23 protein-coding genes are annotated in these 23,989 nt (G+C 62.2%); 14 read left to right on the top strand and 9 right to left on the bottom strand.

Going from position 1 to position 23,989, the window contains the following annotated elements:
* Window positions 1-62: 62 nt before the first annotated feature.
* The 3 genes from CKW07_RS13565 to trxA all read left to right on the top strand — a co-directional run bounded on the left by CKW07_RS13565 (window position 63) and on the right by trxA (window position 2,177).
* The gene (locus CKW07_RS13565; RefSeq protein ID WP_095145362.1) at window positions 63-527 is read left to right on the top strand and encodes a YbaY family lipoprotein; all 465 of its coding nucleotides are present in this window, start codon (window positions 63-65) and stop codon (window positions 525-527) included.
* A complete protein-coding gene (locus tag CKW07_RS13560) occupies window positions 524-1,180 on the top strand; it encodes a methyltransferase (RefSeq protein ID WP_095145361.1) in 657 nt (218 codons plus the stop codon). The genes CKW07_RS13565 and CKW07_RS13560 overlap by 4 nt, the downstream gene beginning before the upstream one ends.
* A gap of 124 nt (window positions 1,181-1,304) precedes the next feature.
* Window positions 1,305-2,177, top strand: coding sequence for a thioredoxin (trxA, locus tag CKW07_RS13555; protein WP_095145360.1), 873 nt, complete (start codon window positions 1,305-1,307; stop codon window positions 2,175-2,177).
* Here the strand turns inward: trxA and CKW07_RS13550 are convergent.
* Window positions 2,174-2,533, bottom strand: a complete 360-nt coding sequence (locus CKW07_RS13550) for a hypothetical protein (protein WP_095145359.1) — start codon at window positions 2,531-2,533, stop codon at window positions 2,174-2,176. The two genes, trxA and CKW07_RS13550, sit on opposite strands and share 4 nt — an antisense overlap.
* A 128-nt stretch (window positions 2,534-2,661) precedes the next feature.
* On the opposite strand from CKW07_RS13550, the gene CKW07_RS13545 reads away from it, so the two are divergent.
* From CKW07_RS13545 to CKW07_RS13525, 5 genes are all read left to right on the top strand, one after another.
* Complete coding sequence (locus CKW07_RS13545) at window positions 2,662-3,270, top strand: DUF2796 domain-containing protein (RefSeq protein WP_095145358.1); 609 nt, start codon at window positions 2,662-2,664, stop codon at window positions 3,268-3,270.
* A 47-nt stretch (window positions 3,271-3,317) separates the two neighbouring features.
* Window positions 3,318-4,028 carry an ABC transporter ATP-binding protein gene (locus CKW07_RS13540; RefSeq protein ID WP_095145357.1) on the top strand — a complete coding sequence of 237 codons (711 nt, stop codon included), beginning with the start codon at window positions 3,318-3,320 and terminating at the stop codon, window positions 4,026-4,028.
* A gap of 1 nt (window position 4,029) precedes the next feature.
* Entirely contained in the window at window positions 4,030-5,295 is a 1,266-nt protein-coding gene (locus tag CKW07_RS13535; RefSeq protein ID WP_095145356.1) for an ABC transporter permease, read from the top strand.
* A gap of 11 nt (window positions 5,296-5,306) precedes the next feature.
* A complete protein-coding gene (locus CKW07_RS13530) occupies window positions 5,307-5,825 on the top strand; it encodes a DUF3299 domain-containing protein (RefSeq protein ID WP_095145530.1) in 519 nt (172 codons plus the stop codon).
* Between the two features lie 178 nt (window positions 5,826-6,003).
* The gene (locus CKW07_RS13525; RefSeq protein WP_095145355.1) at window positions 6,004-6,702 is read left to right on the top strand and encodes an OmpW family protein; all 699 of its coding nucleotides are present in this window, start codon (window positions 6,004-6,006) and stop codon (window positions 6,700-6,702) included.
* A gap of 85 nt (window positions 6,703-6,787) precedes the next feature.
* Here the strand turns inward: CKW07_RS13525 and CKW07_RS13520 are convergent, their stop codons facing one another.
* The 3 genes from CKW07_RS13520 to CKW07_RS13510 form a co-directional block, all read right to left on the bottom strand.
* Window positions 6,788-7,717, bottom strand: coding sequence for an NAD-dependent epimerase/dehydratase family protein (locus CKW07_RS13520; RefSeq protein ID WP_095145354.1), 930 nt, complete (start codon window positions 7,715-7,717; stop codon window positions 6,788-6,790).
* A complete protein-coding gene (locus CKW07_RS13515; RefSeq protein ID WP_095145353.1) occupies window positions 7,710-8,594 on the bottom strand; it encodes a sugar nucleotide-binding protein in 885 nt (294 codons plus the stop codon). The genes CKW07_RS13520 and CKW07_RS13515 overlap by 8 nt, the downstream gene beginning before the upstream one ends.
* A gap of 183 nt (window positions 8,595-8,777) precedes the next feature.
* A complete protein-coding gene (locus CKW07_RS13510) occupies window positions 8,778-10,916 on the bottom strand; it encodes a mechanosensitive ion channel family protein (protein WP_095145352.1) in 2,139 nt (712 codons plus the stop codon).
* Between the two features lie 204 nt (window positions 10,917-11,120).
* Between CKW07_RS13510 and CKW07_RS13505 the strand changes: the two genes are divergently transcribed.
* From CKW07_RS13505 to CKW07_RS13495, 3 genes are read left to right on the top strand one after another with little or no spacing between them, the layout of a single operon-like run.
* Entirely contained in the window at window positions 11,121-11,933 is an 813-nt protein-coding gene (locus CKW07_RS13505; protein ID WP_095145351.1) for an endonuclease/exonuclease/phosphatase family protein, read from the top strand.
* Window positions 11,930-13,237: a cardiolipin synthase ClsB gene (gene clsB / locus CKW07_RS13500; protein WP_095145350.1), complete on the top strand. Its 1,308-nt coding sequence runs from the start codon at window positions 11,930-11,932 to the stop codon at window positions 13,235-13,237. The genes CKW07_RS13505 and clsB overlap by 4 nt, the downstream gene beginning before the upstream one ends.
* Window positions 13,224-14,195 (top strand): lysylphosphatidylglycerol synthase domain-containing protein, encoded by a 972-nt coding sequence (locus tag CKW07_RS13495; RefSeq protein WP_095145349.1) that lies wholly within the window; start codon window positions 13,224-13,226, stop codon window positions 14,193-14,195. The genes clsB and CKW07_RS13495 overlap by 14 nt, the downstream gene beginning before the upstream one ends.
* 36 nt (window positions 14,196-14,231) lie before the next feature.
* Here the strand turns inward: CKW07_RS13495 and CKW07_RS13490 are convergent, their stop codons facing one another.
* The 3 genes from CKW07_RS13490 to CKW07_RS13480 all read right to left on the bottom strand — a co-directional run bounded on the left by CKW07_RS13490 (window position 14,232) and on the right by CKW07_RS13480 (window position 17,269).
* Window positions 14,232-14,990: a S9 family peptidase gene (locus tag CKW07_RS13490; RefSeq protein WP_095145348.1), complete on the bottom strand. Its 759-nt coding sequence runs from the start codon at window positions 14,988-14,990 to the stop codon at window positions 14,232-14,234.
* Window positions 14,974-16,089 (bottom strand): DUF3182 family protein, encoded by a 1,116-nt coding sequence (locus tag CKW07_RS13485; protein ID WP_095145347.1) that lies wholly within the window; start codon window positions 16,087-16,089, stop codon window positions 14,974-14,976. Before CKW07_RS13485 ends, CKW07_RS13490 begins: the two co-directional genes overlap by 17 nt.
* A gap of 184 nt (window positions 16,090-16,273) precedes the next feature.
* Entirely contained in the window at window positions 16,274-17,269 is a 996-nt protein-coding gene (locus CKW07_RS13480; RefSeq protein WP_095145346.1) for a GlxA family transcriptional regulator, read from the bottom strand.
* A gap of 98 nt (window positions 17,270-17,367) precedes the next feature.
* Between CKW07_RS13480 and CKW07_RS13475 the strand changes: the two genes are divergently transcribed.
* On the top strand, window positions 17,368-17,922 hold the full coding sequence (locus CKW07_RS13475) for a cysteine hydrolase family protein (RefSeq protein ID WP_095145345.1): 555 nt from the start codon (window positions 17,368-17,370) through the stop codon (window positions 17,920-17,922).
* Between the two features lie 37 nt (window positions 17,923-17,959).
* Entirely contained in the window at window positions 17,960-18,784 is an 825-nt protein-coding gene (locus CKW07_RS13470) for an alpha/beta fold hydrolase (RefSeq protein ID WP_095145344.1), read from the top strand.
* Window positions 18,785-18,888: 104 nt separating this feature from the next.
* Here CKW07_RS13470 and CKW07_RS13465 read toward each other — a convergent pair whose 3' ends face one another.
* Both CKW07_RS13465 and CKW07_RS13460 read right to left on the bottom strand, forming a co-directional pair.
* The gene (locus CKW07_RS13465) at window positions 18,889-19,416 is read right to left on the bottom strand and encodes a single-stranded DNA-binding protein (RefSeq protein WP_095080439.1); all 528 of its coding nucleotides are present in this window, start codon (window positions 19,414-19,416) and stop codon (window positions 18,889-18,891) included.
* A gap of 9 nt (window positions 19,417-19,425) precedes the next feature.
* Window positions 19,426-20,823 carry an MFS transporter gene (locus tag CKW07_RS13460; RefSeq protein WP_095145343.1) on the bottom strand — a complete coding sequence of 466 codons (1,398 nt, stop codon included), beginning with the start codon at window positions 20,821-20,823 and terminating at the stop codon, window positions 19,426-19,428.
* A gap of 191 nt (window positions 20,824-21,014) precedes the next feature.
* On the opposite strand from CKW07_RS13460, the gene uvrA reads away from it, so the two are divergent.
* The gene (gene uvrA / locus CKW07_RS13455) at window positions 21,015-23,849 is read left to right on the top strand and encodes an excinuclease ABC subunit UvrA (protein ID WP_095145342.1); all 2,835 of its coding nucleotides are present in this window, start codon (window positions 21,015-21,017) and stop codon (window positions 23,847-23,849) included.
* Window positions 23,850-23,989 lie beyond the last annotated feature (140 nt).

Here is a 23,989-nt window from a genome sequence, read left to right as displayed (position 1 = left end):
TTTACGGTATACAGACGGACTATATTACCTGAACCACGGATTTGACCTTGCTGGAGCCGCAAATGCCGCTACGTCCGCTTGTTTTACTCAGTTTCGTCAGCCTGCTGGCGGCCTGTAGCAGTGATGCGCCAAAACCTTCCGAGCCTGCTCCCGGCCCCGCGCCACAGATGGCCGAGAAGAAGGCCAGGGCTTCGGCCGACCAGGGTCCCCTGCCCGCGTATCAACGCGAACTGAGCGGCGCCTTGCTGGGCGTTCCGGCCGGTGCCGAGGTTGAACTGGCGCTGTTGGTGATCGACGAGCGCTCACGCCCCCAGCAATTGCTCGCCAGTGCCAACCTGATCGGTACCAGCCAGGCGCTGCCGTTTCATCTGCGCTTCAACCCGGACGTCTTTCCCGCCGGTGCGCGTGTCGAATTGCGTGGTCGCGCCAGCCAGTCCGGGCAGTTGATCCTGCATCTGCCAGCGCAACGCATCTTTCAACCGACCACCCAGGCACTGGGCCAGTTGCAGCTCGTCAAAGCGCCATGAATGCACCGCTCGACCTGCAACGGGCATTAAGTGAACTGCTCGGCGACGCGCGGCTGGTGCCCTGCCCGCTGCCCGCCACCGAACTGAAGCTCTGGCTGATCGATGGCGACAACATGGATCGCGCCTTCAGCCCGGAAGAAACCCGGCGCATCCTGCATGAGCCGCCGTACTGGAGCTTCTGCTGGGCCAGCGGCCTGGCGATGGCCCGTTACCTGGCCGAGCGTCCGCAGTGGGTCGCCGGCAAGCGCGTACTGGATTTTGGAGCCGGCTCCGGGATTGCCGGGATTGCTGCCGTCAAGGCCGGAGCCCTGGAAGTGGTGGCCTGCGACCTGGATCCGCTGGCGATTGCCGCTTGCCGGGCGAATGCCGAACTCAATGAGGTCGAACTCGGCTACTCGACGGACTTCTTCGCCGAGGCTGATCGCTTTGATCTGATCCTGGTGGCCGACGTCTTGTATGACCGCGCCAACCTGCCGCTGCTCGATGAGTTTCTCAGCCGTGGCCGTGAAGCCCTGGTGGCGGATTCGCGGGTTCGGGACTTTCGTCATCCCCTGTATCAACGGCTTGAGATGCTTGAAGCCATGACCTTGCCGGATCTGGCCGAGCCCGAAGAGTTTCGGCATGTGAGCCTGTACCACGCCACTCGCCGTTGAAAGGGACGCGGACCGCTCCGCGCGGTGTTCCCACGCGGGGACGTGGGAATGATCAGCGCTCCCGCTATCAGCCAGCCCCCGCCAAGCCGTATAGTTGTCTCATCCACGTTTTTCGAGAGACCCCATGAGTCAGGAAACGCCGTACATCTTCGACGCCACTACCGCCGATTTCGACCAGTCGGTGATCGAGAACTCGTTCCACAAGCCGGTGCTGGTGGATTTCTGGGCCGAATGGTGTGCGCCCTGCAAAGCGCTGATGCCGATGCTGCAAACCATCGCCGAGAGCTATCAGGGCGAGTTGCTGCTGGCCAAGGTCAATTGCGACGTCGAGCAAGATATCGTTGCCCGCTTCGGCATTCGCAGCCTGCCGACCGTGGTGTTGTTCAAGGATGGTCAGCCGGTGGATGGTTTTGCCGGTGCGCAACCTGAATCCGCGGTGCGCGCCCTGCTCGAGCCCCATGTGCAGATGCCACCACCGCCCGCCGCCGCCCCGCTCGAACAGGCTCAGGCGCTGTTCGATGAAGGTCGTTTCGCCGAGGCTGAAGCCACGCTCAAAGGGCTGCTGACGGAAGACAACAGTAACGCTCTCGCCCTGATTCTCTATGCCCGCTGCCTGACAGAGCGCGGTGAGCTTGGCGAAGCCCGGATCGTGCTGGATGCCGTCAAGACCGATGAGCATAAAGCCGCGCTGGCAGGCGCCAAGGCGCAAATCCAGTTCCTCGGCCAGACCGCGGACCTGCCGGATGTCGCCGACCTGAAATCGCGCCTGGCGCAAAATCCGCAGGACGATGAGGCGATCTACCAACTGGCGATCCAGCAACTGGCCCGCCAGCAATACGACCCGGCACTGGACTCCCTGCTCAAGCTGTTTATCCGCAATCGCAGCTACAGCGAAGGTTTGCCGCACAAGACCTTGTTGCAAGTGTTCGAACTGCTGGGCAACGATCACCCGCTGGTGACCACCTACCGCCGCAAGTTGTTCGCCGCACTGTATTAAGCCTGACCGATCCAACGATAGAGCGGCGTATCCCCGCCGCTCAGCACCTTGACCTCGGCACTGTGGCGCAAACGCACCAGCAAGCGTTTGCCGGCCACCGCGCTGCCGGTCAAACCCTCCAGTTGCTCAAGCAGATCCGGCCCCGTCAGTTGCCCTGACGTGCGCAGCAACTCCCTGGCAAGCTGCCACAACGAATCGTCCTGATTCACCGGCTTGACCGGCGTACCGGCCACCGGCCCGACGCCATCGGTTCGGCTGACCTGCAGCTGTGCGCCCAGTTTCGCCCAATCGCTGTCATCGAGTTCCAGCGTCAAATCCACCGGCCAGTCGCCGATGCTTCCCCGTATGCGCAACATTGGGCTTTCCTCCTGTTTATGAGAAACATGCTCCCACGCGTCTTGCGCAACGCCAAGCATGCCGTCAAACTCTCGCCAATATTGTTATAAGATCACATAACAAAATATTCATCTTCCGGAGACTCCCCATGCGCCGCCTGCTCCTCGCTTTGCCGTTTGCTCTGCTGCCGCTGGCTGTCGCTCAGGCGGCCGAGGTTCACGATCACGACCATGAACATGCCAGCCTCGGCGCTCACGAACATGGCGTCGGGCGCTTGAACGCGGTCCTCGATGGCCAGACCCTGGAGCTGGAACTGGAAAGCCCGGCGATGAACCTGGTGGGCTTCGAGCATGCGGCCAGCAGCGCAGAAGACAAGGCCAAGGTCGCGGCGGTCCGCGCCCGGCTTGAGCAACCGCTGGCCCTGTTCAGCCTGCCCGAGGCCGCCCGTTGCGTGGTCAGCCAGCAGGCACTGGAAAGCCCGCTGTTCGGTGACACGCCCCACGCCGATGAGCACGACGACGATGACCACGCCACCGATGGCAAAGGGGCTGCGTCTAAAGAACATCACCCTGATCACAGCGAAATCCACGTGCATTACCAGTTCACCTGCGCCGCCCCGGGCGCACTGAAGACACTGGATCTGGCGAATGTATTCAAGACCTTCCCCGCCACCCGGAAAATTCAGGTACAACTCATCAGCCCGAGCGCCCAGCAAGGGGCTGAAGTCACCGCCAACGCTGCTGCGCTGAAATTCTGAGTGCCGCCCACTCCCACAGGGCTCACCTCCAACCGGACCGGCTCCACATGACCCAAGCACTCATCGAACTGTCGGACCTGGGTTTCAGTTGGCCCGGTCACCCGCCCTTGCTGGACATCCCGGCGTTTCGCCTGGAACCCGGCGAAACGCTGTTCCTCAAGGGCCCCAGCGGCAGTGGCAAAACCACCCTGCTGGGCTTGCTCGGCGGCGTGCAGAAACCCGATCGCGGCAGCCTGCGCCTGCTTGGCCAGGAGCTGACCGAACTTTCGGCCGGTGCCCGCGATCGCTTTCGGGTCGACCATACCGGCTACATCTTCCAGCAGTTCAACCTGCTGCCGTTTCTGTCGGTACGCGAGAACGTCGAGCTGCCGTGCCACTTTTCCACACTGCGCGCCCGCCGCGCGATCCAGCGCCATGGCAGTGTCGACAGCGCCGCCGCGACCTTGCTGGCGCACCTGGGCCTCAAGGACGAAAACATCCTCAGCCGTCGCGCCGACTCACTGTCCATCGGCCAGCAACAACGGGTCGCCGCGGCCCGCGCGCTGATCGGTCAACCGGAACTGGTGATCGCCGACGAACCGACCTCGGCCCTCGACTACGACGCTCGCGAAGCCTTCATCCGCCTGCTGTTTGCCGAGTGTCGCGAGGCCGGCTCCAGCCTGTTGTTTGTCAGCCACGACCAGAGCCTGGCACCGCTGTTCGATCGCCACCTGTCGCTGGCCGAACTCAACCGCGCCACCACGCCCGCAGAGGTCTGAGATGTATTTGTTTCGTCTGGCCATGGCCAGCCTGGCTAACCGCCGCTTCACCGCAATCCTCACGGCACTCGCCATCGCCCTGTCCGTGTGCCTGCTGTTGGCCGTGGAGCGTGTGCGCACCGAAGCCCGCGCCAGTTTTGCCAGTACCATCAGCGGCACCGACCTGATTGTCGGCGCACGCTCCGGCTCGGTGAACCTGCTGCTGTACTCGGTGTTTCGCATCGGCAACGCCACCAACAACATCCGCTGGGACAGCTTCGAGCACTTTGCCAATAACCCGAAAGTGAAATGGGCGATCCCGATGTCCCTGGGAGACTCCCATCGCGGCTACCGGGTGATGGGCACTACCGACGCCTACTTCCAGCACTATCAATACGGGCGCCAGCAAAACCTGCAACTGGCCAGCGGCCGGGCCTTTGCCACGGACCCGTTCGAAGTGGTGCTGGGTGCCGAAGTGGCTGAGGCGCTGCACTACACACTCGGTGAAAAACTGGTACTGGCTCACGGTGTGGCGGCGATCAGCCTGGTCAAGCACGACGACAAGCCCTTCACCGTGGTCGGTATCCTGAAACGCACCGGTACGCCGGTCGATCGCACCCTGCACATCAGCCTAGGAGGCATGGAAGCAATCCATGTCGACTGGCACAACGGCGTACCGGCCCGGGGCGATGGTCGTGTCAGCGCCGACCAGGCGCGCAACATGGACCTCACGCCGCAAGCCATCACCGCGTTCATGCTCGGCCTGAACAACAAGATCGCGACGTTCGCCCTGCAACGCGAGATCAACGAATTCCGTGGTGAGCCGATGCAGGCGATCCTCCCGGGCGTGGCCTTACAGGAACTCTGGAGCCTGATGGGCACCGCCGAGAAAGCCCTGTTCGTGGTATCGCTGTTCGTGGTGCTGACCGGATTGATCGGCATGCTCACGGCAATTCTCACCAGCCTCAACGAGCGCCGCCGGGAAATGGCGATCCTGCGTTCGGTCGGTGCCCGGCCCTGGCATATCGCGACATTACTGGTGCTGGAAGCCTTTGCCCTGGCCGTGTCCGGGGTGGTCGCGGGGCTGGGCCTGCTGTACCTGGGGATCGCCGTGGCCCAGGGGTATGTCCAGTCCAACTACGGCTTGTACCTGCCGCTGGCCTGGCCAAGCGAGTATGAATGGACGTTGCTCGGTGGCATCCTGCTCGCCGCCCTGCTGATGGGCAGCGTGCCGGCCTGGCGCGCCTATCGCCAATCCCTGGCCGATGGCCTGTCGATCCGTTTATGAGGATGTTGAAGATGCCCCGCGCCTTGCTTGCGCTGTTGATGCTGGTCGCGCTGCCGCTGTGGGCGGCCGAGCCCAAGGACCTGACCTGGTCGCAAATGATCCCGCCGGACGCGCCCGTCGAAGTGCCGAACATGAAACCGCTGCACGACCTGTCGCAGATCAGCGATGCGCTGTCGGCCGAGTCCGCGCCAGCCGCCAGGCAGGACATGCCCAATGCGCCGGTGGTGCAAAGCCTGGACGGTCAGCACATCCGGCTGCCGGGGTACATCGTGCCTCTGGAGGTCAGCGAGGCAGGCCGCACCACCGAGTTTCTGTTGGTTCCCTACTTCGGCGCCTGCATCCATGTTCCACCGCCGCCGTCGAACCAGATCGTTCATGTCAGAAGCGAAGTCGGCGTGAAGCTCGATGAGTTGTACCAGCCGTACTGGATTGAAGGCGCGATGCAGGTCAAGGCATCCACCAGCGAGTTGGCGGATGCCGGGTATCAGATGGAAGCGGACAAGATTTACCTGTACGAATTGCCGGAGTGAGTCCGGTAGGTGCTTATGGCCTGACCTGACACCCTCGCTCAAACCAGCGTCTACAATGACCGCGTGCTGTTGCAACGATCTTAATGAGCCATCACGTTTTCATTGAGCTGTGTCAACGTCCCTGTCGGAGCGCTCCATAAAATGGGACATAGAATTTAAATTGTCCCTTGGAGCCCCCATGCACAAGTCATTGCTTAGCGCTTCCCTCCTTGCATTCGCGCTTGCAGCCCCGTTCGCCCAGGCCTTTGAAGCCGGCGACATCATCCTGCGCGCCGGTGCCATCACCGTGAACCCAGACGCTGACAGTTCCAGCGTCAAGGTCGATCAAGGCCCGCTGGCGGGTGCAGACTTGGGCGGCAAGGCGACCTTGAGCAGCGACACTCAGCTGGGTCTGAACTTCGCGTACATGATCACCAATAACCTGGCGATCGAACTGCTGGCAGCCACCCCGTTCGAGCATGACGTCAAGCTCAAGAACACCGCGCTTGGAGTGGTCAACGGCAAACTCGGCACCATCAAGCAACTGCCGCCAACCCTGAGCCTGGTGTACTACCCGCTGGACCACAAGTCGGACTTCCAACCTTATGTGGGTGCCGGCATCAACTACACCTGGGTCTACGACGAACACGTGGGCAGCGAGGCCAGCGCCAAAGGTTTCGACAACTTCCGTGCGGACAGCTCCTGGGGCCTGGCATGGCAGGTCGGTGCCGACTACATGCTGACCGACCACATCATGATCAACGGCCAGGTGCGCTACATCGACATCGATACCACCGGCTACGTGAACAACGACGCTCTCGCCGCGGGCACCCGTGCCAAGGTGGATATCGATGTGGACCCATGGGTCTACATGGTGGGCCTTGGCTACAAGTTCTAAGCCGGACACCTCACCACAAAAAGCGATCTGCGACACACAAAGAAGGCGCCCCGAGGGGCGCCTTTTTTTGTTCGTCGAACCGCACTCAGCGCCCCAACAAACGGGCCAGCCCGACACTCATCGGCGTCTGCTCGGGGGAGCTGAAACGCTGCAACAGCCGCTGGTTATTGGCACGGGAATGACGGATGTCACCGGCGCGGGCCGGTGCATAGGTGATCGGTGGCAACTCACCGACCACCTCTTTCAAGGCCTGGAGCATTTGCTTGAGGGTCGTCGCCTGGTTCCAGCCGACATTGACCGCACCCACTTCCAGTGCCGGCGCCTCGATGGCCTGCACCAGCACGTCCACCAAGTCTTCGACATAGACGAAATCGCGCGTCTGCTCACCATCACCGAACACGGTGATCGGCAGGCCTTTCTGCGCACGCTCGCTGAAAATGCTGATGACCCCGGAGTACGGCGACGAGGGGTCCTGGCGCGGGCCAAAGATGTTGAAGAAACGGAAAATGGCCGGTTCCAGCCCGTGCTGACGACGGTAGAAGTCGAGGTAATACTCACTCGCCAGCTTATCCGAAGCGTAGGGCGTGAGCGGTGCCTTGGCAGTGTCTTCGTCGATCGACTCACCTTCACCGTTGTTGCCATAGACCGCCGCGCTCGAGGCGAACAGCACGCGCTTGACGCCCGCCTGACGCATGGCTTCACAGACGTTCAAGGTGCCGATGAAGTTGCTCTGGTGCGTACGCACCGGATCGTCCACCGACGCCTGCACCGAGGCCACGGCGGCCAGGTGCACCACCGCACGGCAACCGACCATCGCCCTGGCCACCAGCGCGGCGTCAGCCACATCGCCTTCGATGAGCTCGACCCGTGGGTTATCCAGCGCCAGGTTGCTGCGCTTGCCGGTGGACAGGTCATCGAGGATACGCACCGAATAGCCCTTGGCGAGCAAGGCATCGGTGAGGTGCGAACCAATGAAACCGGCGCCGCCGGTGATCAAAACAGGACTATCAACCATGACGATAAAACCTATCCAGTAAGGCCGGGAGGGCTGCGCGCCAGGCGCGAGGCTTGATCCCGAAGGTGTGCAGAATTTTCTTGCAGGCCAGAACCGCGTGCTGCGGTTCTTCGGCGGCATCCGGGCGCGCGGCGTGAGCCTGGGCGGTCGGTGCTTCGATGGCCAGCGGGTGCAGGTTGCGGGCTTCGGCGAGGATCGCCTGGCCCAGCGCCAACGGCGTGGTCGCCTCGTGCCCGGCGTAGTGGTAAGTGCCCCACAGTGGCGCCGCGCAATCGAGTTGCTTGAGCACCGAAATGATCACCCGCGCGGCGTCATCCACCGGTGTCGGGTTGCCACGCCGGTCATCAGCCAACAGCAACTCTTCGGTCAGTTCGGCACGCGCCAGGAAACGCCCAAGGGAGCCCTCGATACTGTCATCGAGCAACCAGCCAAAGCGTAACATCACGTGTTGCGGGCAAGTGGCGCGCACGCTTTGCTCGATACGCCACAAGGCCTGGCCACGCAGCCCCAGAGGGACGGGCTCGTCTTTTTCGCTGTAGGCCGTTGCCCTCGAGCCATCGAATACGCGATAGCTGGAGGGCTGTAGCAACACGATGTTGTGGTGCTGGCACAGTTCGGCCAGCCGTTCGACCGCTCTTTCCTGTGCCGCCAGGCGCGCCTCGGCCACGGTTTCGGCCTGGAACCAGTCGAAGTAGTAGGCGAGGTTGATCAGCGCGTCAGGGCGCGTGTCGTCGAGCAGTTGTGTCAGGCTCGCGGCGTCCCAGCCGTCTTGGGGTGGACGGGGCGCGAGGAAACCGATGTCTTCCTCCGCACCGAGGCGAATCAGCGCCTGCCCAAGGGCATTTCCGCCACCCAGTAACATAAGGCGCATTCGCATAGAGTCAGCAGGCCCAGTCTGTTTGGAACGATGGTTGTGTCGACAGCACCCACGGGCGTTGTCGTTGAGAATTGCCAGAATCCTTGCATTTTGCGGGTTTAAAGCGCAACCGTCACCCGTAAAGTGTAGATCGCCCCGTTACACGCCCACCCTCTGGCCAATGAATGTGTTGAGGCAAGGGGGTTACAGGTTGCGTGTCGGCTGAGGCAGCACCACCCCCGGACTGTCCTTGGCGCCAGCGTCTTCGTCATGCTTGTCCTCGGGTTTGTCCAAGTGTCGCTCATGCAACAACACCTGCTGTGGATAAGTTTGCGCGAAATGCACCCACGGACTGTTATCCACAAGCTTTTTCAAGCGCAGGTTGAACGCCCTGTTCACCGCATACTGCCCGCCCGATACGGTACGGAACTGCGCCGTCAGGACAATGCCGTTGAGGTCCATCTTGTCGACACCGAAGACCTCCAGCGGCCCCTGCAGGTTGTACTTGAGGAACGGGTCTTCGCTGATCGAGCGGCCCGCCTCGCGGATCAACAAGATGGCCTTGTCGACGTCGGTGTCATAGGTGAATTGCACCGAGAAATACGCAAAGGCGAACTGCCGCGACTGGTTGGTGACGGCCTTGATCTGCCCGAATGGCACCGAGTGCACGAACCCCTTGCCGTCACGCAGACGCAGAGTGCGGATGGTCAACCCTTCCACCGTGCCGGCATGGCCCGAGTCGAGCACCACCCAATCGCCAATCGACAGGGTGTCTTCGACGATGATGAACAACCCGGTGATCACGTCCTGCACCAACTGCTGCGAGCCGAAACCAATTGCCAGCCCCACCACCCCGGCACCCGCCAGGAAGGGAGCGACGTTGATCCCCAGGTTGGCCATGGTGGTGATCGCGCAGATCACCACCAGGATGATTTTGATCGCGTTGCGCAGCAGCGGCAGGATGGTTTTGATCCGGGTGCTGGGCTGGCGGGCATTGCGCTTGTTGACCGGGGGCTTGAGCGCCTCATGGATGGCCGTGTCCAGCACTACCCACACCAGCCAGGTGATCAGGAAGATCAAGCCGATGCGGCTCAGGGAGTCGCTGATCGCCCGGCCAACGGCATTGCTGACCGCGAACTCGAACAACGACACACCCCAGATCCGCCCCAGGATGTCGATGAAGGCAATCGCCATGAGGATCCGCAGCAAGGCGTGGGACAGAGTGAGAAAACGCTCTTTATAGGCACTGCTGCGCTGCGCCGCCAGCGCACCGGAGGACTTGAACATGTGTTGCAGCATGGTGCTGATGAACACGGTGGCAATCAGCAGGATGGTGGTGAACAACGCGCAGCGCAGCACCTTCTGGTTGTCGTCGCCAATGCCGATCAGGTTGATCACCGAGACCAGCACCATCAACAGAATCGGCCAGTACCAGACGCCGGAAAAGACCCGCAATGTCTCGCGCAATGCCGGCTGACTGGTCCGCTGGGCCAGTGGCAGAATCCGGATCATCTGGCCGACTGGCCGGCGCAAGCGAATCACCAGCAGGCCGAAAATGATCGACGCCGACACCCCGGTAAACACCGCGATACTGCTGGTGAGGTTGTCGCCCAGGCGGTGGGCGATCTGCGGGCTGGTCAAGGCGTCGCTGAGGGCAACCAGAAACCCCATCAGGAACAACGGTCTTGGGCAGTGCTGGCGAACGATCCGCACCGCACTCCGTTTGTGCCCGACGTTGAACAGCACCACCAGCGACAACAGCAGCGAAGCCGCGAACAGGCCGGCACTGGTGGCGTAGGCCAGGCACAGTGCCAGCGCCCGACCGGCCGAGGCTTGCAGAAGCAGGCTGATATAGAGCGTCACGGGCAGGCTGACCGCGGCCGGCAAGGTGTAGCCCAGCAAGTAGTCGAGCAACGCCCGGCCGCGTTCGCGGGCACGCAATATGCGTGACGTTGCAAGGCGCTTGGCCAGCATGCCCCCCAGCAGTCGCAGCAGCGCAAAAAGACCGATCCACACACAGGTCAACAACACGAAGTCGCCAGTCACGCGCCAGCTCGAACGAGGCGACGGCTCGTTGACCAACTGGTCCACCTCATCGACTGCCCGGTCCGCCCGCTCGCGCCAGGCTTCGACCAGGTGCTCATTGAGATCGAGTTTTTCCTGTGCGTCATCGATGCTGTTACTGATTGCCCCGAGCAGACCGCCCTGCACGATCGGTTCGGGTGCCGCGGTTGTCGCGGTCCCCTTCACGGCCGCCAGCCCGGGCAGTGCCGCCTCCGACCATTGGGGGCTGGCGATGCACAGCAGTAACGCGAGCCAGATCGCAGTCTTGAGATGAGCCAAAACGCGGCGCTCCTATTGACGATGAGTGGTGAACACAGAAGATCGCAGCCTTGAGCGGTTGCTACAAGCGTAGATGCCCATCGGCGCTCTGACACCCGCGCATTTCCCTCCCTATACCGTCCGTAGCCCCATCGAAACTTTCTTGATGACCCGGCGGTCATCAACAAACAGGGGCAGCTCGAAGACTATTCGGCGGGAGGACACATGGCGGCGTTTGACTGTGGAAACGGTGAGTACGCGTGTCAACCGGACGGACTGATCGAACGCCCCGCCAGCGTGCGCCGTTTCACTGTGCTGACGGTCAATACCCACAAGGGCTTCGCCGCACTGAACCGGCGCTTCATCCTGCCTGAATTGCGCGACGCGGTGCACAGTGTGTCCGCCGACGTGGTGTTTTTGCAGGAGGTCCATGGCACCCACGAGCTCCATTCCCGGCGCTACAGCCGCTGGCCGAGCATGCCCCAGTACGAGTTCCTGGCCGACAGCCTGTGGCCGCAGTTTGCCTACGGGCGTAACGCGGTGTATCCGGAAGGTGACCACGGCAACGCCCTGCTGTCGAAATTCCAGATCATTGGCCATGACAACCTCGACATATCCATCAGTGGCCACGAGGGCCGAGGCCTGCTGCATTGCGTGCTGTGCCTGCCGGGTGACAGCCAGTACGTGCATGCCATCTGTGTGCACCTGGGCCTGCGTGAAAGCCATCGGACTCAACAGCTCGCACTGCTGATCCAGCGTCTGGACGGCTTGCCGGCGGAGGCGAAAGTGATTGTCGCCGGCGACTTCAACGATTGGCGCCAGCGCGCCGACACCCTGCTCAAACCCTGGGGACTGCGCGAAGTGTTTGCCGAACACCACGGCAAACCGGCGCGCAGTTTCCCGGCACGGCTGCCAATGCTGCGCCTGGACCGCATCTACGTGCGCAATCTCAAGGCTCATCGCCCGCAGGTACTGGCCGCGCGCCCCTGGTCACACCTTTCCGATCACGTCCCGCTGTCGGTGGAGATCGAGCCATGAGCAGCGCCCCCCTGGAAAAAACAGGGCTCAGGCCCACCACCGGGACACCGGGCCCGGCCCTCAGCGACCCTGCTCTGTGTGACCTCGATTATGGCTGGCACGGCAGTAACCGCGTCGAATTGCTGGAAAACGGCGAGGCCTACTTCCCCAAGGTGTTCGAGGCATTGCGTCAGGCCAAGCACGAAATCCTGCTGGAGACCTTCATCCTGTTCGAGGACAAAGTCGGCAACGAATTGCAGCAGATTCTGATCGAGGCCGCGCAGCGGGGTGTGCGGGTCACCGTCAGCCTGGACGGCTTTGGCTGCGGTGAAGTGGCCAGTGAATTCCTGCTGGCGATGTGCGATGCCGGGGTTCAGTTGCAACTGTTCGACCCGGCACCGCGACGCCTGGGCATTCGCACCAACTGGTTCCGTCGCCTGCACCGCAAGATCGTGGTGGTGGATGGCGCCATCGCGTTTATCGGCGGGATCAACTTCAGCGCTGATCACCTGGCCGACTTCGGCCCCGAAGCCAAACAGGATTACGCCGTCCTGATCGAAGGACCGGCGGTGGTGGATATCCATCACTTTGTGCTGGTGCAAAACGGGCGCCGTGCCAGGGCCCGCTATGGCTGGCGGCGCCGCAAGCGCCAGCGTACGGAATTGGCGCTCAACGATCACGGTGGCCAGGTGCGATTGGTTTACCGCGATAACCGCGATCACCCGCGGGACATCGAAGACGCGTACTTGCAGGCGCTACGCAGTGCCCAGCGCCGTGTGCTGATCGCCAACGCCTACTTCTTTCCGGGCTATCACCTGCTGCGCGAGATTCGCAACGCCGCCCGCCGTGGTGTCGAGGTGCGCCTGATTCTGCAAGGCCAGCCAGACATGCGGGTGGCCAAACTCGCGGCGCGCCTGACCTATGACTACCTGCAAAAATCCGGGGTGGCGATCTACGAATACTGCGACCGCCCGCTGCACGGCAAAGTGGCCCTGGTGGACGAAGACTGGAGCACCGTCGGCTCCAGCAACCTCGACCCCTTGAGCCTGTCGCTGAACCTTGAAGCCAATGTGCTGATTCGCGACCGGGCGTTTAATCGCGAACTGTTCGAGCGCCTGGATCAACTGAGCCACGAGCATTGCACCGTCATGCCCGTCAACCCGTCACCCCGCGGGTTGCTGTGGCGCATGACCATCGGCTTCCTGGTCTTTCACTGCCTGCGCCATTTTCCTGCCTGGGCCGGCTGGCTACCGGCGCACAAAGCCCGCCTGCAGCCATTCACAGCGCCCACCCAGCCCGCCGGTGAACCCCATGAACCGCCCTGAGTCCCATGCCGGACAGTGGCACTCGCGCTGGCATCGCGTGAAGAAACCCCTCACCGCGCTGTTCTTTTTACTGCTGATCGTGCTGTTCACACTGCTCGCCCAACGCATCGACTGGAACGAAGTGTTCGACACCCTGGCCGCGTTCAAAGTGCGCACGCTGATCATCGCCTCGATGTTCACTGTGCTGAGCTTCCTGACCTACGCCTGCTTCGACCTGATCGGCCGCACCTACATCCGCCAACGCCTGAGCTGGCGGCAAGTCCTGCCCGTGGGCGTCATCAGCTACGCCTTCAACCTCAACCTCAGCGCCTGGGTCGGGGGCGTCGCCATGCGCTATCGCTTGTATTCGCGGCTGGGCGTGAGCAAAGGCAATATCGCCAGAATCCTGGGATTGAGCCTGACCACAAACTGGCTTGGCTACATGGCCGTGGCCGGTGCGATCTTCAGCAGCGGCCTGGTGCGCATACCGCCGGGCTGGACACTCAGCAGCGCCGTGCTGCAAGGCGTAGGAGTCCTGTTGCTGTTGGTGAGTACGGGGTATCTGACAGCTTGCCGGTTTTCCGGGCGTCGCGGGTGGGTGGTTCGCGGTGTGGAAATCAACCTGCCCTCTGCGCGCATGGCATTACTGCAACTGGCATTGGGTGCGCTGAACTGGTCGTTGATGGCGGCAGTGATCTTCACCCTGTTGCCCGGCAAGCTCGACTACCCGTTGGTACTCGGGGTCTTGCTGATCAGCGCCATCGCCGGGGTCATCACCCACATTCCCGCCGGGCTCGGCGTGCTTGAGGCGGTGTTCGTCGCACTGCTGCAACACCAGGCCTCGCGCAGCAGCCTGATTGCCGGGCTGATTGCCTATCGGGCGATCTATTTTATCCTGCCACTGCTAATCGCCGTGGGCATGTACCTGCTGATCGAAGCCCGGGCCAGGGCGCTGCGCATCGCGAAAAAACCTGACTGAACCCGATCACTCTCCTCGCTGCAAACAGTTCAGCCTTCAGCTCGACTGAATAATGCTCAGACGCTCACCCACCACCATTTCAGTGATCCAGCCGACCAGGATCGACGTATAGGCCTGCTGCCCCACCGGCTCGCTCAGGGCGTGATCGGCGCCATCGATGATCCGGTGAGTCATGGAATGGGTATGCTGAAACGCCGTGCGATAACTCATCAACGTCGCGTGAGGCACATGCTCATCACTTTGCGACTCCACCAGCAGCACATCGCCGGTAAATTGCGAGCAGGCATGCAACGCTCGATTGCTATCGGCGGGCACCAGTCGACTGCGGTAATCCAGCAGATCCTGTTTGTCGAGGTCACGCTTGGGGGCGTCCCACCGCTCGTCGCGGTACAGCGCCGGGACTCGCAACGCCAGCCAACGCACCGGACGCAACGTGCTGAGGATGGCCGCCAGGTAGCCGCCATAACTGGTCCCCACCACCGCCACCGCCGAGGTATCGATGGCCGGGTGTGCGAGCAAGCGGTCATAGGCCGCCAGCAAATCCCTGAGGTTGTCTTCACGGGTGACACGGGACAGGGGAATGCCCGTGCCACCGGTGTGCCCGCGCAGGTCGAAGGTCAGGCACACGCAGCCAAGGCCGGCGATGCCCTTGGCCCGCTCCAGGTCCCGCTCCTGGCTACCGCCCCAGCCATGCACGAACAACACGCCAGGCACCCTGGATTTGGGGGTGAGGAAGGTCGCGCTCATGCATTCGCCGTCGATCTCGATGTCAATGGTTTCACTTTTGGCCGTCATAGGGTTTGACCGTTACGTACTTGAGCAGGCATTCACTGTTTGCTGCCGGGCCGCGATAGACCTCGATGGCGCCTGCGGGCAAGGGGCGGTCACTGTAGGTTTCCACCGCCGACACGCAGACCGCGTCCACCGCCGGGTGATTGACGAAGCTCTGCAAGGCCGCCACCTCCGCACTGCTGGCACCGCCCACGCGCCAGGACTGCTCGAGTACGCCGCTACGCTTCTGGCCATGGGCGTCCAGCCCCTGGGCAATATCGTAGTTGCGGCGCGAGGCATAGAACCCGGGGTAGGACTCGTCCGCCGCGCTGTCGAACACCTGCGCCTGCTCGATCGCCAGACGTACGTCATCGGCCAGCGGTAATTTGAGCAGGTCGTCGTAGTAGCCCTGCACCACCAGCAAGTCCGAACCGCCATAGACCTTCTCGCCCTGCCCGTCCTCGGTCAGGTGTTGCTGGCCGCAATAGCTCAGGACCCTGTCGCCGATGAAGCTCTGGCCCACGCTGTGGGTCACGACGTTTTTCAGCTCCTGTTCCAGCACCACCCCGGCGGCGAACAACGCGTCGGTATCGGGACGGGTGAGGATCTTTCTGAAGAAGTCGAGGTTGCGGATCACCTCTTGGCCACGTCCGGCGCAGGCATGAATCGGCTTCAGGCGGATCGGACCGTGCTCGAGCAACTGCTCGGCCGCCAGCCGCGCGTCCGCCAGCGAAAACACGCTGATGCCCTCGAGCACCACCTTGCGCACCCGCTCGGGGAACAGCGCGACCCAGCCTTCAGGCGCCAGCGCATCCCGGTTCAATAAACCGTGAACAATCGCCTTGGTGCAGATGAAAGCATGGTCAACGTAGCCGCCCCACAGATCCTCCGGCCCCTTGACCCCCAGTTGCCGGGCCTCGGCAGCGCCGACCAGGGTCTGGCTGGGCAGCAGGTAGAGGTCGCGCCCGCCATGCAGGTCCGGGTCAAAGCTGCCGCCGTACGGCCAGCCGAGAATCTGCGCCAGCCATTGGGCCAGCGCACGGTTGGTCTCGACTTCGTGAAGCGGCGCCTCGGCTCGGGTCGAGTGGGCAACCACCAGCTTTTTGCGATTTGTCGGGGTCATGCGTCCCCCTGCCATATGCGCTCGATGAATGTCGCTGAAGGGGAGCAGGGATCAGGCCAACCCCACCGACAGCCCGACACGGGCAACCTCCACCCGCTGTTACAACAGTAGTGGCTGCGGCTGCGTTTTATTCTGCACGACGACGACCGGCACTCCGGCATGCTGCACGATCAACTCGCCCCCCCTATCGCGACACGACTGGCGAAGGGCTCACACCGAACCGGGCGCGGTAATCGCTGGGCGTCAACCCGGTGATTTTCTTGAACGTGGCGCGAAACGCTCCGGGATCCGCATAACCCACGCTCCAGGCAATGTGATCAATGGTGCCGTTGCTGAATTCAAGCATCTCCCGGGCCTTGCCGACTCTCAGGTGCTGGCAGTACTCAGTGGGTTTCAAACCCGTCGTCGCCCGAAAACGCCGCAGGAACGTCCGTTCCTCAAGCCCGGCCTGCTGCGCCATCACGCTCAGTGAAACCTCCACCGCGCCATTGCCTTGCAACCAGTGCTGAACCTTGAGAATCGCCGCGTCGCCATGGCTCAGGATCGGCGCAAAGTTGCTGCCGCACTGACTGGCGCTGTCACTGTGCTCGACCACCAGGAAACGCGCGGTGCCAGTGGCGATGCTCGGCCCCAGCAAGCGGTCGACCAGCCGCAACCCCAGCTCGGACCAAGCCATCAGGCCGGCAGTGGTGATCAGGTCGCCATCGTCGACGATGGGCTTATGGGCATGGAGTTTGATCTTCGGGTAACGCGCGGCGAACGGCTTGGCCGAGGTCCAGTGGGTGGTGGCGCTGCGACCGTCGAGCAGACCGCTTTCGGCCAGCAGGATCGAGCCTACACACACGCCCCCCAAGGTCGCGCCAGCAGCGTGTTGCTGACGTATCCATTCGATCAGCGCGGGTGATGCCTGGCCTTCGGAAAAACCGCCAATCGACGGCGGGATCAACAGTGCCACCAGCGCCCCTTCGGGACCGGGATGACTGTCGTAGGTACGTCTGGGTGCTTGGTCGGCATCCACTTGCCAGTGGCTGATCCGCAACAGCGGCAGTTGCGCGCTCCGATGCTCGGTGGCAATGCGGTTGGCAACGCCAAACAGATCGGTCAAGCCGTGTACCGCGGCCAGCTGTGCGCCGGGATAGATCAGCACGCCCAATTCGGCGACTGCGCGAGCCATGCCCATTGTCAGTTTTCCCCCTGCTATTGTCGGTGCGGCCAATCCTCGAAACGCCTGCCAAACCCGATACTTCGTGCCACATCCAACCGTTCGAGGAAACACCCATGGCCAAGCAAGCACTCATCGTAGTCGATATCCAGAATGACTACTTCCCCCAAGGCAAATGGCCGCTGGTCGGTGCAGACGCCGCCGCCGATAACGCGGCGAAACTGATCCAGGCCTTTCGCGAGGCCGGTGATCAGGTGGTGCACGTTCGCCACGAATTCAATGCCGACGCGGCACCGTTTTTCACCCCGGGCTCCGAAGGCGCGAAGCTGCACCCCAAAGTCCTCAACCGCCCTGACGAATCGGTGGTGCTCAAGCACTTCGTCAACTCGTTCCGTGAAACCGAACTACAGTCAATCCTCGACCAGCAAGGCATCGAGAGCCTGGTGATCGTCGGCAGCATGAGTCACATGTGCGTCGATGGCATCACTCGAGCCGCGGCCGACCTTGGCTACACCGTGACGGTCATCCACGACGCCTGTGCGACCCGTGACCTGGAGTTCAACGGTCTTGTTGTGCCGGCCGCCCAGGTCCATGCCGCGTTCATGTCGGCCCTGGGCTTTGCCTACGCCAATGTGGTGTCCACCGAAACGTTTCTGGCTGCCCACCACTGAGCCTCACCCACCTGAGCATTCATTGGAGACGAAAGACATGGCTACTCTCACGACTCGCGAAGGCAACACCCTGTATTACAAGGACTGGGGCCACGGGCAACCAGTGGTGTTCAGCCACGGTTGGCCACTGAGCGCCGACAGTTGGGAATCGCAGATGCTGCACTTTGCCAACAACGGCTTTCGCGCCATCGCCCATGATCGCCGCGGTCACGGGCGCTCGAGCCAGCCGTGGGATGGCAACGACATGGATCACTACGCCGACGACCTCGCCGAGCTGATCGAACACCTGGACCTGAACAACGTGATCCTCTTCGGCTTCTCCACCGGCGGCGGTGAAGTCGCGCGTTACATTGGCCGCCACGGCACCCGGCGCCTGGCCAAGGCCGGGCTGATTTCCGCTGTACCGCCCTTGATGCTCAAAACCGAAACGAACCCCAAGGGTCTGCCGATCGAAGTCTTCGACGGCATCCGCGCCGGCTCCATCGCCGACCGCTCGCAGCTGTACAAGGACATTGCCGGCGGCCCGTTCTTCGGCTTCAACCGCCCAGGCGCGACATCATCCCAAGGGCTGATCGATTCGTTCTGGATGCAAGGCATGATGGGCGGTCACAAAAACACCCTCGACAGCATCAAGGCGTTTTCGGAAACCGACTTTCGCGAGGATTTGCAGAAGTTTGATGTGCCGACGCTGATCATCCATGGCGACGATGACCAGATCGTGCCGATCCAGGCGGCAGGGCTGGAGAGCAAGCGATTGATCGAGCACGCCGAACTGATCGTCTATCCGGGGGCACCCCATGGGCTGACGGATACCCATAAAGAGCAGGTGAATGCGGATATGTTGCGCTTCGCGCAGCGTTAAGCGGCAAGCTTTTAGCGACAAGCAAAAGCAAAAAAACCGCGCTTCGTGGACCGAAGCGCGGTTTTTTTTAGCTTGCAGCTTGTGGCTTGAAGCGTGTTGCTGCCTTAGAACGGAATATCGTCATCAAAGCTGTCGAAATCCGCAGCCGGCTGCGGTGCGGCCTGTTGCTGTGGCGCTGGACGCGACTCACGCTGCGGCTGTTGTTGCGGTGCAGGACGCGGAGCCTGCTGGCGCGGAGCGGATTGCTGGTAGTTGTTACCGCCGCCCTGGCCTTGTTGATCGCCCTGTGGACGGCCGCCCAGCAACTGCATGGTGCCTTGCATGTCGACCACGATTTCGGTGGTGTAACGCTTGATACCGTCTTTTTCCCACTCGCGGGTCTGCAGCTTCCCTTCGATGTAGACCTGCGAACCTTTACGCAGGTATTCGCCGGCGATCTCTGCAACCTTGCCGAACATCGACACACGGTGCCATTCGGTCTTTTCGACTTTCTGACCGGTTTGCTTGTCGGTCCACTGTTCGCTGGTCGCCAGACTCAGGTTGGTCACGGCATTACCGTTAGGCAAGTAGCGAACTTCGGGATCCTGGCCGCAAGTGCCGACCAATATGACTTTGTTAACCCCACGGGCCATAACGTTCTCCTAGGCTTCGCACGCTGTCGGCGCCGGGTTGTTGACCAGGCGCTCGAGGGTGGTGCGATCCAATAGTTCGGTGTCCAATTTGATGTAGATCGCCGCTTCATCGGCGACTACAACGGCATCTGTTACCCCTACAACGGCCAAAAGGCGCTCGACCAGACCGGCTTCGCGGACCGCTTCAGGCGATAACGGCAAGCGCAGGCTCGTCACATAGGGAGGTTCACGCATGGTAACAGCAAAGGCCAGCCAGAGGGCAGCCAGACCTGCGCATCCGAGGAACACAACCGACAGACCGCCATGCTGGAACATCCAGCCACCCATGATCCCGCCGAGTGCCGAACCGAGGAACTGGCTGGTGGAGTAAACCCCCATCGCCGTGCCCTTGCCGCCTGCCGGTGAAACCTTGCTGATCAGCGACGGCAACGAAGCTTCCAGCAGATTGAAGGCGGTAAAGAACACCACCGTCCCGATCACCAGAGCCCGCAAGCTGTCGCCGAACTGCCAGAAGAATAGCTCAGTGAGCATCAGCGTCACGACGGCACCGAGTAAAACTCGTTTCATTTTGCGTTTCTTCTCGCCGTAGATAATGAACGGGATCATGGCGAAGAAGGAAATCAGCAGCGCGGTCAGGTACACCCACCAGTGCTGCTCCTTGGGCAGCCCGGCCTTCTCGACCAGCGCCAGCGGCAAGGCGACGAAGCTCGACATCAACATCGCGTGCAACACAAAAATACCCAGGTCCAGGCGCAGCAGGTCCGGGTGCTTGAGCGTCGGCATCAGGGCCTGGCGGGCCACGCCGGATTCGCGGTGCTGCAGGGGGCCGGTGGAGCGCGGCACCATGAACATCACGATCAGGATGCCGATCAGCGCCATGCCACCCGTCGCCAGGAACAGCCCGGACAGCCCAAATGCGCGGGTCAGCAACGGCCCGACCACCATGGCCACGGCAAACGACAGGCCGATGGTCATGCCGATCATGGCCATGGCCTTGGTGCGGTGTTGTTCGCGAGTCAGGTCGGACAGCAAGGCCATGACCGCGGCGGAGATCGCCCCGGCGCCTTGCAGGATGCGTCCGGCGATCACGCCCCAGATCGAATCGGCATTGGCAGCCAGCACACTGCCCAGGGCGAAGACGATCAGCCCCAGGTAAATCACCGGGCGCCGACCGATACGGTCGGAAATCACCCCGAACGGAATCTGGAACAGTGCCTGTGTCAGGCCATAGGCACCAATCGCCAGGCCGATCAGGGCCGGGGTCGCGCCTGCCAGGTCCATGCCGTAGGTCGCCAGTACCGGCAACACCATGAACATGCCAAGCATACGGAACGCGAACACCAGGGCCAGACCGCTTGCCGCGCGGGTCTCGCTACCACTCATGCGTTCGCTGTGGGGATCGTGCATGGAATTACCTCATGTGAACCGGCGGCGATTCTACCAGTCCCATCGGTTGACGGGGTATAGGGTGACGCTTTGACGCGCACGGATGACAGACTCTTCATGTAAGGCTGCGCCGAGCTCATTTGACAGTGTGCATCCATCCAGTATTTGGCCGTATACTCTTGGGTTTTCGACGCCCGCCAAGCGAGGCCATCTTGGACAAGATCCTGATTCGTGGGGCTCGAACCCACAACCTGAAGAACATCGACCTGACCCTGCCACGGGACAAGCTGATCGTCATCACCGGCTTGTCCGGGTCCGGCAAGTCTTCCCTGGCATTCGACACGCTGTACGCCGAAGGCCAGCGACGCTATGTCGAATCGCTGTCGGCCTACGCCCGACAGTTCCTGTCGATGATGGAAAAGCCTGACGTCGACACCATCGAAGGCCTGTCGCCCGCGATTTCCATCGAACAGAAATCAACCTCGCACAACCCGCGCTCCACCGTCGGCACCATCACCGAAATCTACGACTATCTGCGCCTGCTTTACGCCCGCGCCGGTATTCCGCGCTGCCCGGATCACGATATTCCACTGGAAGCCCAGACCGTCAGTCAGATGGTCGACCTGGTCCTGGCCCAACCCGAAGGCAGCAAGCTGATGCTGCTGGCCCCGGTGATCCGCGAGCGAAAAGGCGAACACCTGTCGGTCTTCGAAGAACTGCGCGCCCAGGGCTTTGTCCGGGCCCGGGTCAACGGCAGGCTCTGCGAGCTGGACGAACTGCCCAAGCTGGATAAACAGAAGAAGCACTCGATCGACGTCGTGGTCGACCGCTTCAAGGTGCGCGACGACCTGCAACAGCGCTTGGCCGAATCCTTCGAAACGGCGTTGAAGCTGGCCGATGGCATTGCCCTGGTCGCTCCGATGGACGACGAGCCAGGCGAGGAGATGATCTTCTCCGCGCGCTTCGCCTGCCCGATCTGCGGCCACGCCATCAGCGAGCTGGAGCCCAAGCTGTTCTCCTTCAACAACCCGGCCGGCGCCTGCCCGACCTGTGACGGCCTGGGGGTCAAGCAGTTCTTCGACATCAAGCGCCTGGTCAACAGCGAACTGACCCTGGCCGAAGGCGCGATACGCGGCTGGGACAGGCGTAACGTCTATTACTTCCAGATGCTCGGCTCACTGGCCTCGCATTACGGCTTCAGCCTGGAAGTGCCGTTCGGCCAACTGCCGGCGGACCAGCAAAAAGTCATCCTGCATGGCAGCGGTACGCAGAACGTCGACTTCAAATACCTGAACGACCGTGGCGACATCGTCAAACGCTCACACCCGTTCGAAGGCATCGTGCCGAACCTGGACCGTCGCTACCGCGAAACTGAATCCGCTTCGGTACGCGAAGAGCTGGCCAAGTTCCTCAGCACCCAGCCGTGCCCGGACTGCCGTGGCACCCGCCTGCGTCGCGAAGCGCGGCACGTATGGGTGGGCGAAAAAACGTTGCCGGCCGTGACCAATCTGCCGATCGGTGATGCGTGCGACTACTTCGGCACGCTGAGCCTGCCCGGTCGCCGCGGCGAAATCGCCGACAAGATCCTCAAGGAAATCCGCGAGCGCTTGCAGTTCCTGGTCAACGTCGGCCTCGACTACCTGTCGCTGGACCGCAGCGCCGACACCCTGTCAGGCGGCGAAGCACAACGCATTCGCCTGGCCAGCCAGATCGGCGCCGGGCTGGTGGGCGTGCTGTACATCCTCGACGAACCGTCGATTGGCCTGCACCAGCGGGACAACGACCGCTTGCTGGGGACCCTCAAGCATCTGCGCGACATCGGCAACACCGTGATCGTGGTCGAGCACGACGAAGACGCCATTCGCCTGGCCGACTACGTGGTGGATATCGGCCCGGGCGCGGGCGTGCATGGCGGGCATATCGTCGCCGAAGGCACACCCGCCGAAGTCATGGCCCACCCGGACTCGCTGACCGGCAAGTACCTGTCCGGCCGGGTCAAGATCGAAGTGCCGGCCAAGCGTACGCCACGCAACAAGAAGCTCTCGCTGTCGCTCAAGGGTGCCCGGGGCAACAACCTGCGCAATGTCGACCTGGATATCCCGATTGGCCTGCTGACCTGCGTGACCGGCGTATCCGGTTCCGGCAAGTCGACGCTGATCAACAACACCCTGTTCCCTCTTAGCGCCACGGCACTGAATGGCGCGACCACTCTGGAAGCCGCCGCTCACGACGGCATCAAGGGCCTGGAACACCTGGACAAGGTGGTCGACATCGACCAAAGCCCGATCGGCCGTACGCCACGCTCCAACCCCGCCACCTACACCGGGTTGTTCACGCCGATTCGCGAACTGTTTGCCGGCGTTCCGGAATCCCGTTCCCGGGGTTATGGCCCGGGGCGCTTCTCGTTCAACGTGAAGGGGGGACGCTGCGAAGCGTGCCAAGGCGATGGCCTGATCAAGGTCGAGATGCACTTCCTGCCGGACATCTATGTCCCGTGCGACGTCTGCAAGAGCAAGCGCTATAACCGTGAAACCCTGGAGATCAAGTACAAGGGCAAGAGCATCCACGAAACCCTGGAGATGACCATTGAAGAGGCGCGGGTGTTCTTCGATGCGGTTCCAGCCCTGGCGCGCAAGCTCCAGACGTTGATGGATGTCGGCCTGTCATACATCAAGCTGGGGCAATCGGCGACAACGCTGTCGGGGGGTGAGGCACAACGGGTGAAGCTGTCCCGCGAGCTGTCCAAACGCGACACCGGCAAGACCCTGTACATCCTTGATGAGCCGACCACCGGCCTGCACTTCGCGGACATCCAGCAACTGCTCGACGTCCTGCATCGCCTGCGCGACCACGGTAATACCGTGGTGGTGATCGAACACAACCTGGATGTGATCAAGACTGCCGACTGGCTGGTGGACCTGGGTCCGGAAGGCGGTTCCAAGGGCGGCCAGATCATTGCCGTGGGCACGCCTGAAGAAGTGGCGGAGATGAAGCAGTCCCATACCGGGTACTACCTCAAGCCGCTGCTGGAACGTGATCGGGCTTAACACTGCCTCATGAAAAATGTATGGTCAGCCCATCTCCTGCAACCTCTTTGGCTGTTTTCGGTAAAGCTGGCTTGCGCTAATGTATCCGGGCTCATGGTGAGCGCTGTGGCAACAGCGCTCGGCCCTCGATGAGTAGCCGC

Origin of the sequence: Pseudomonas sp. Irchel s3b6 (assembly GCF_900187415.1) — a bacterium.
In the GTDB taxonomy this organism is placed as follows: domain Bacteria; phylum Pseudomonadota; class Gammaproteobacteria; order Pseudomonadales; family Pseudomonadaceae; genus Aquipseudomonas.
The sequence above is the reverse complement of the archived record's forward strand: the minus strand, read 5'-3'. Positions and strand labels throughout refer to the sequence as shown.

Coding starts and splice junctions, on each gene's coding strand:
- CKW07_RS13495 (WP_095145349.1), top strand. CDS start 13,224: ATGAACCGCCCTGAGTCCCATGCCGGACAGTGGCACTCGCGCTGGCAT.
- CKW07_RS13565 (WP_095145362.1), top strand. CDS start 63: ATGCCGCTACGTCCGCTTGTTTTACTCAGTTTCGTCAGCCTGCTGGCG.
- CKW07_RS13560 (WP_095145361.1), top strand. CDS start 524: ATGAATGCACCGCTCGACCTGCAACGGGCATTAAGTGAACTGCTCGGC.
- CKW07_RS13505 (WP_095145351.1), top strand. CDS start 11,121: ATGGCGGCGTTTGACTGTGGAAACGGTGAGTACGCGTGTCAACCGGAC.
- CKW07_RS13520 (WP_095145354.1), bottom strand. CDS start 7,717: ATGGTTGATAGTCCTGTTTTGATCACCGGCGGCGCCGGTTTCATTGGT.
- CKW07_RS13515 (WP_095145353.1), bottom strand. CDS start 8,594: ATGCGAATGCGCCTTATGTTACTGGGTGGCGGAAATGCCCTTGGGCAG.
- CKW07_RS13470 (WP_095145344.1), top strand. CDS start 17,960: ATGGCTACTCTCACGACTCGCGAAGGCAACACCCTGTATTACAAGGAC.
- CKW07_RS13535 (WP_095145356.1), top strand. CDS start 4,030: ATGTATTTGTTTCGTCTGGCCATGGCCAGCCTGGCTAACCGCCGCTTC.
- CKW07_RS13530 (WP_095145530.1), top strand. CDS start 5,307: ATGCCCCGCGCCTTGCTTGCGCTGTTGATGCTGGTCGCGCTGCCGCTG.
- CKW07_RS13480 (WP_095145346.1), bottom strand. CDS start 17,269: ATGGGCATGGCTCGCGCAGTCGCCGAATTGGGCGTGCTGATCTATCCC.
- CKW07_RS13490 (WP_095145348.1), bottom strand. CDS start 14,990: ATGACGGCCAAAAGTGAAACCATTGACATCGAGATCGACGGCGAATGC.
- CKW07_RS13465 (WP_095080439.1), bottom strand. CDS start 19,416: ATGGCCCGTGGGGTTAACAAAGTCATATTGGTCGGCACTTGCGGCCAG.
- CKW07_RS13485 (WP_095145347.1), bottom strand. CDS start 16,089: ATGACCCCGACAAATCGCAAAAAGCTGGTGGTTGCCCACTCGACCCGA.
- CKW07_RS13540 (WP_095145357.1), top strand. CDS start 3,318: ATGACCCAAGCACTCATCGAACTGTCGGACCTGGGTTTCAGTTGGCCC.
- clsB (WP_095145350.1), top strand. CDS start 11,930: ATGAGCAGCGCCCCCCTGGAAAAAACAGGGCTCAGGCCCACCACCGGG.
- trxA (WP_095145360.1), top strand. CDS start 1,305: ATGAGTCAGGAAACGCCGTACATCTTCGACGCCACTACCGCCGATTTC.
- CKW07_RS13545 (WP_095145358.1), top strand. CDS start 2,662: ATGCGCCGCCTGCTCCTCGCTTTGCCGTTTGCTCTGCTGCCGCTGGCT.
- CKW07_RS13460 (WP_095145343.1), bottom strand. CDS start 20,823: ATGCACGATCCCCACAGCGAACGCATGAGTGGTAGCGAGACCCGCGCG.
- CKW07_RS13475 (WP_095145345.1), top strand. CDS start 17,368: ATGGCCAAGCAAGCACTCATCGTAGTCGATATCCAGAATGACTACTTC.
- CKW07_RS13525 (WP_095145355.1), top strand. CDS start 6,004: ATGCACAAGTCATTGCTTAGCGCTTCCCTCCTTGCATTCGCGCTTGCA.
- CKW07_RS13550 (WP_095145359.1), bottom strand. CDS start 2,533: ATGTTGCGCATACGGGGAAGCATCGGCGACTGGCCGGTGGATTTGACG.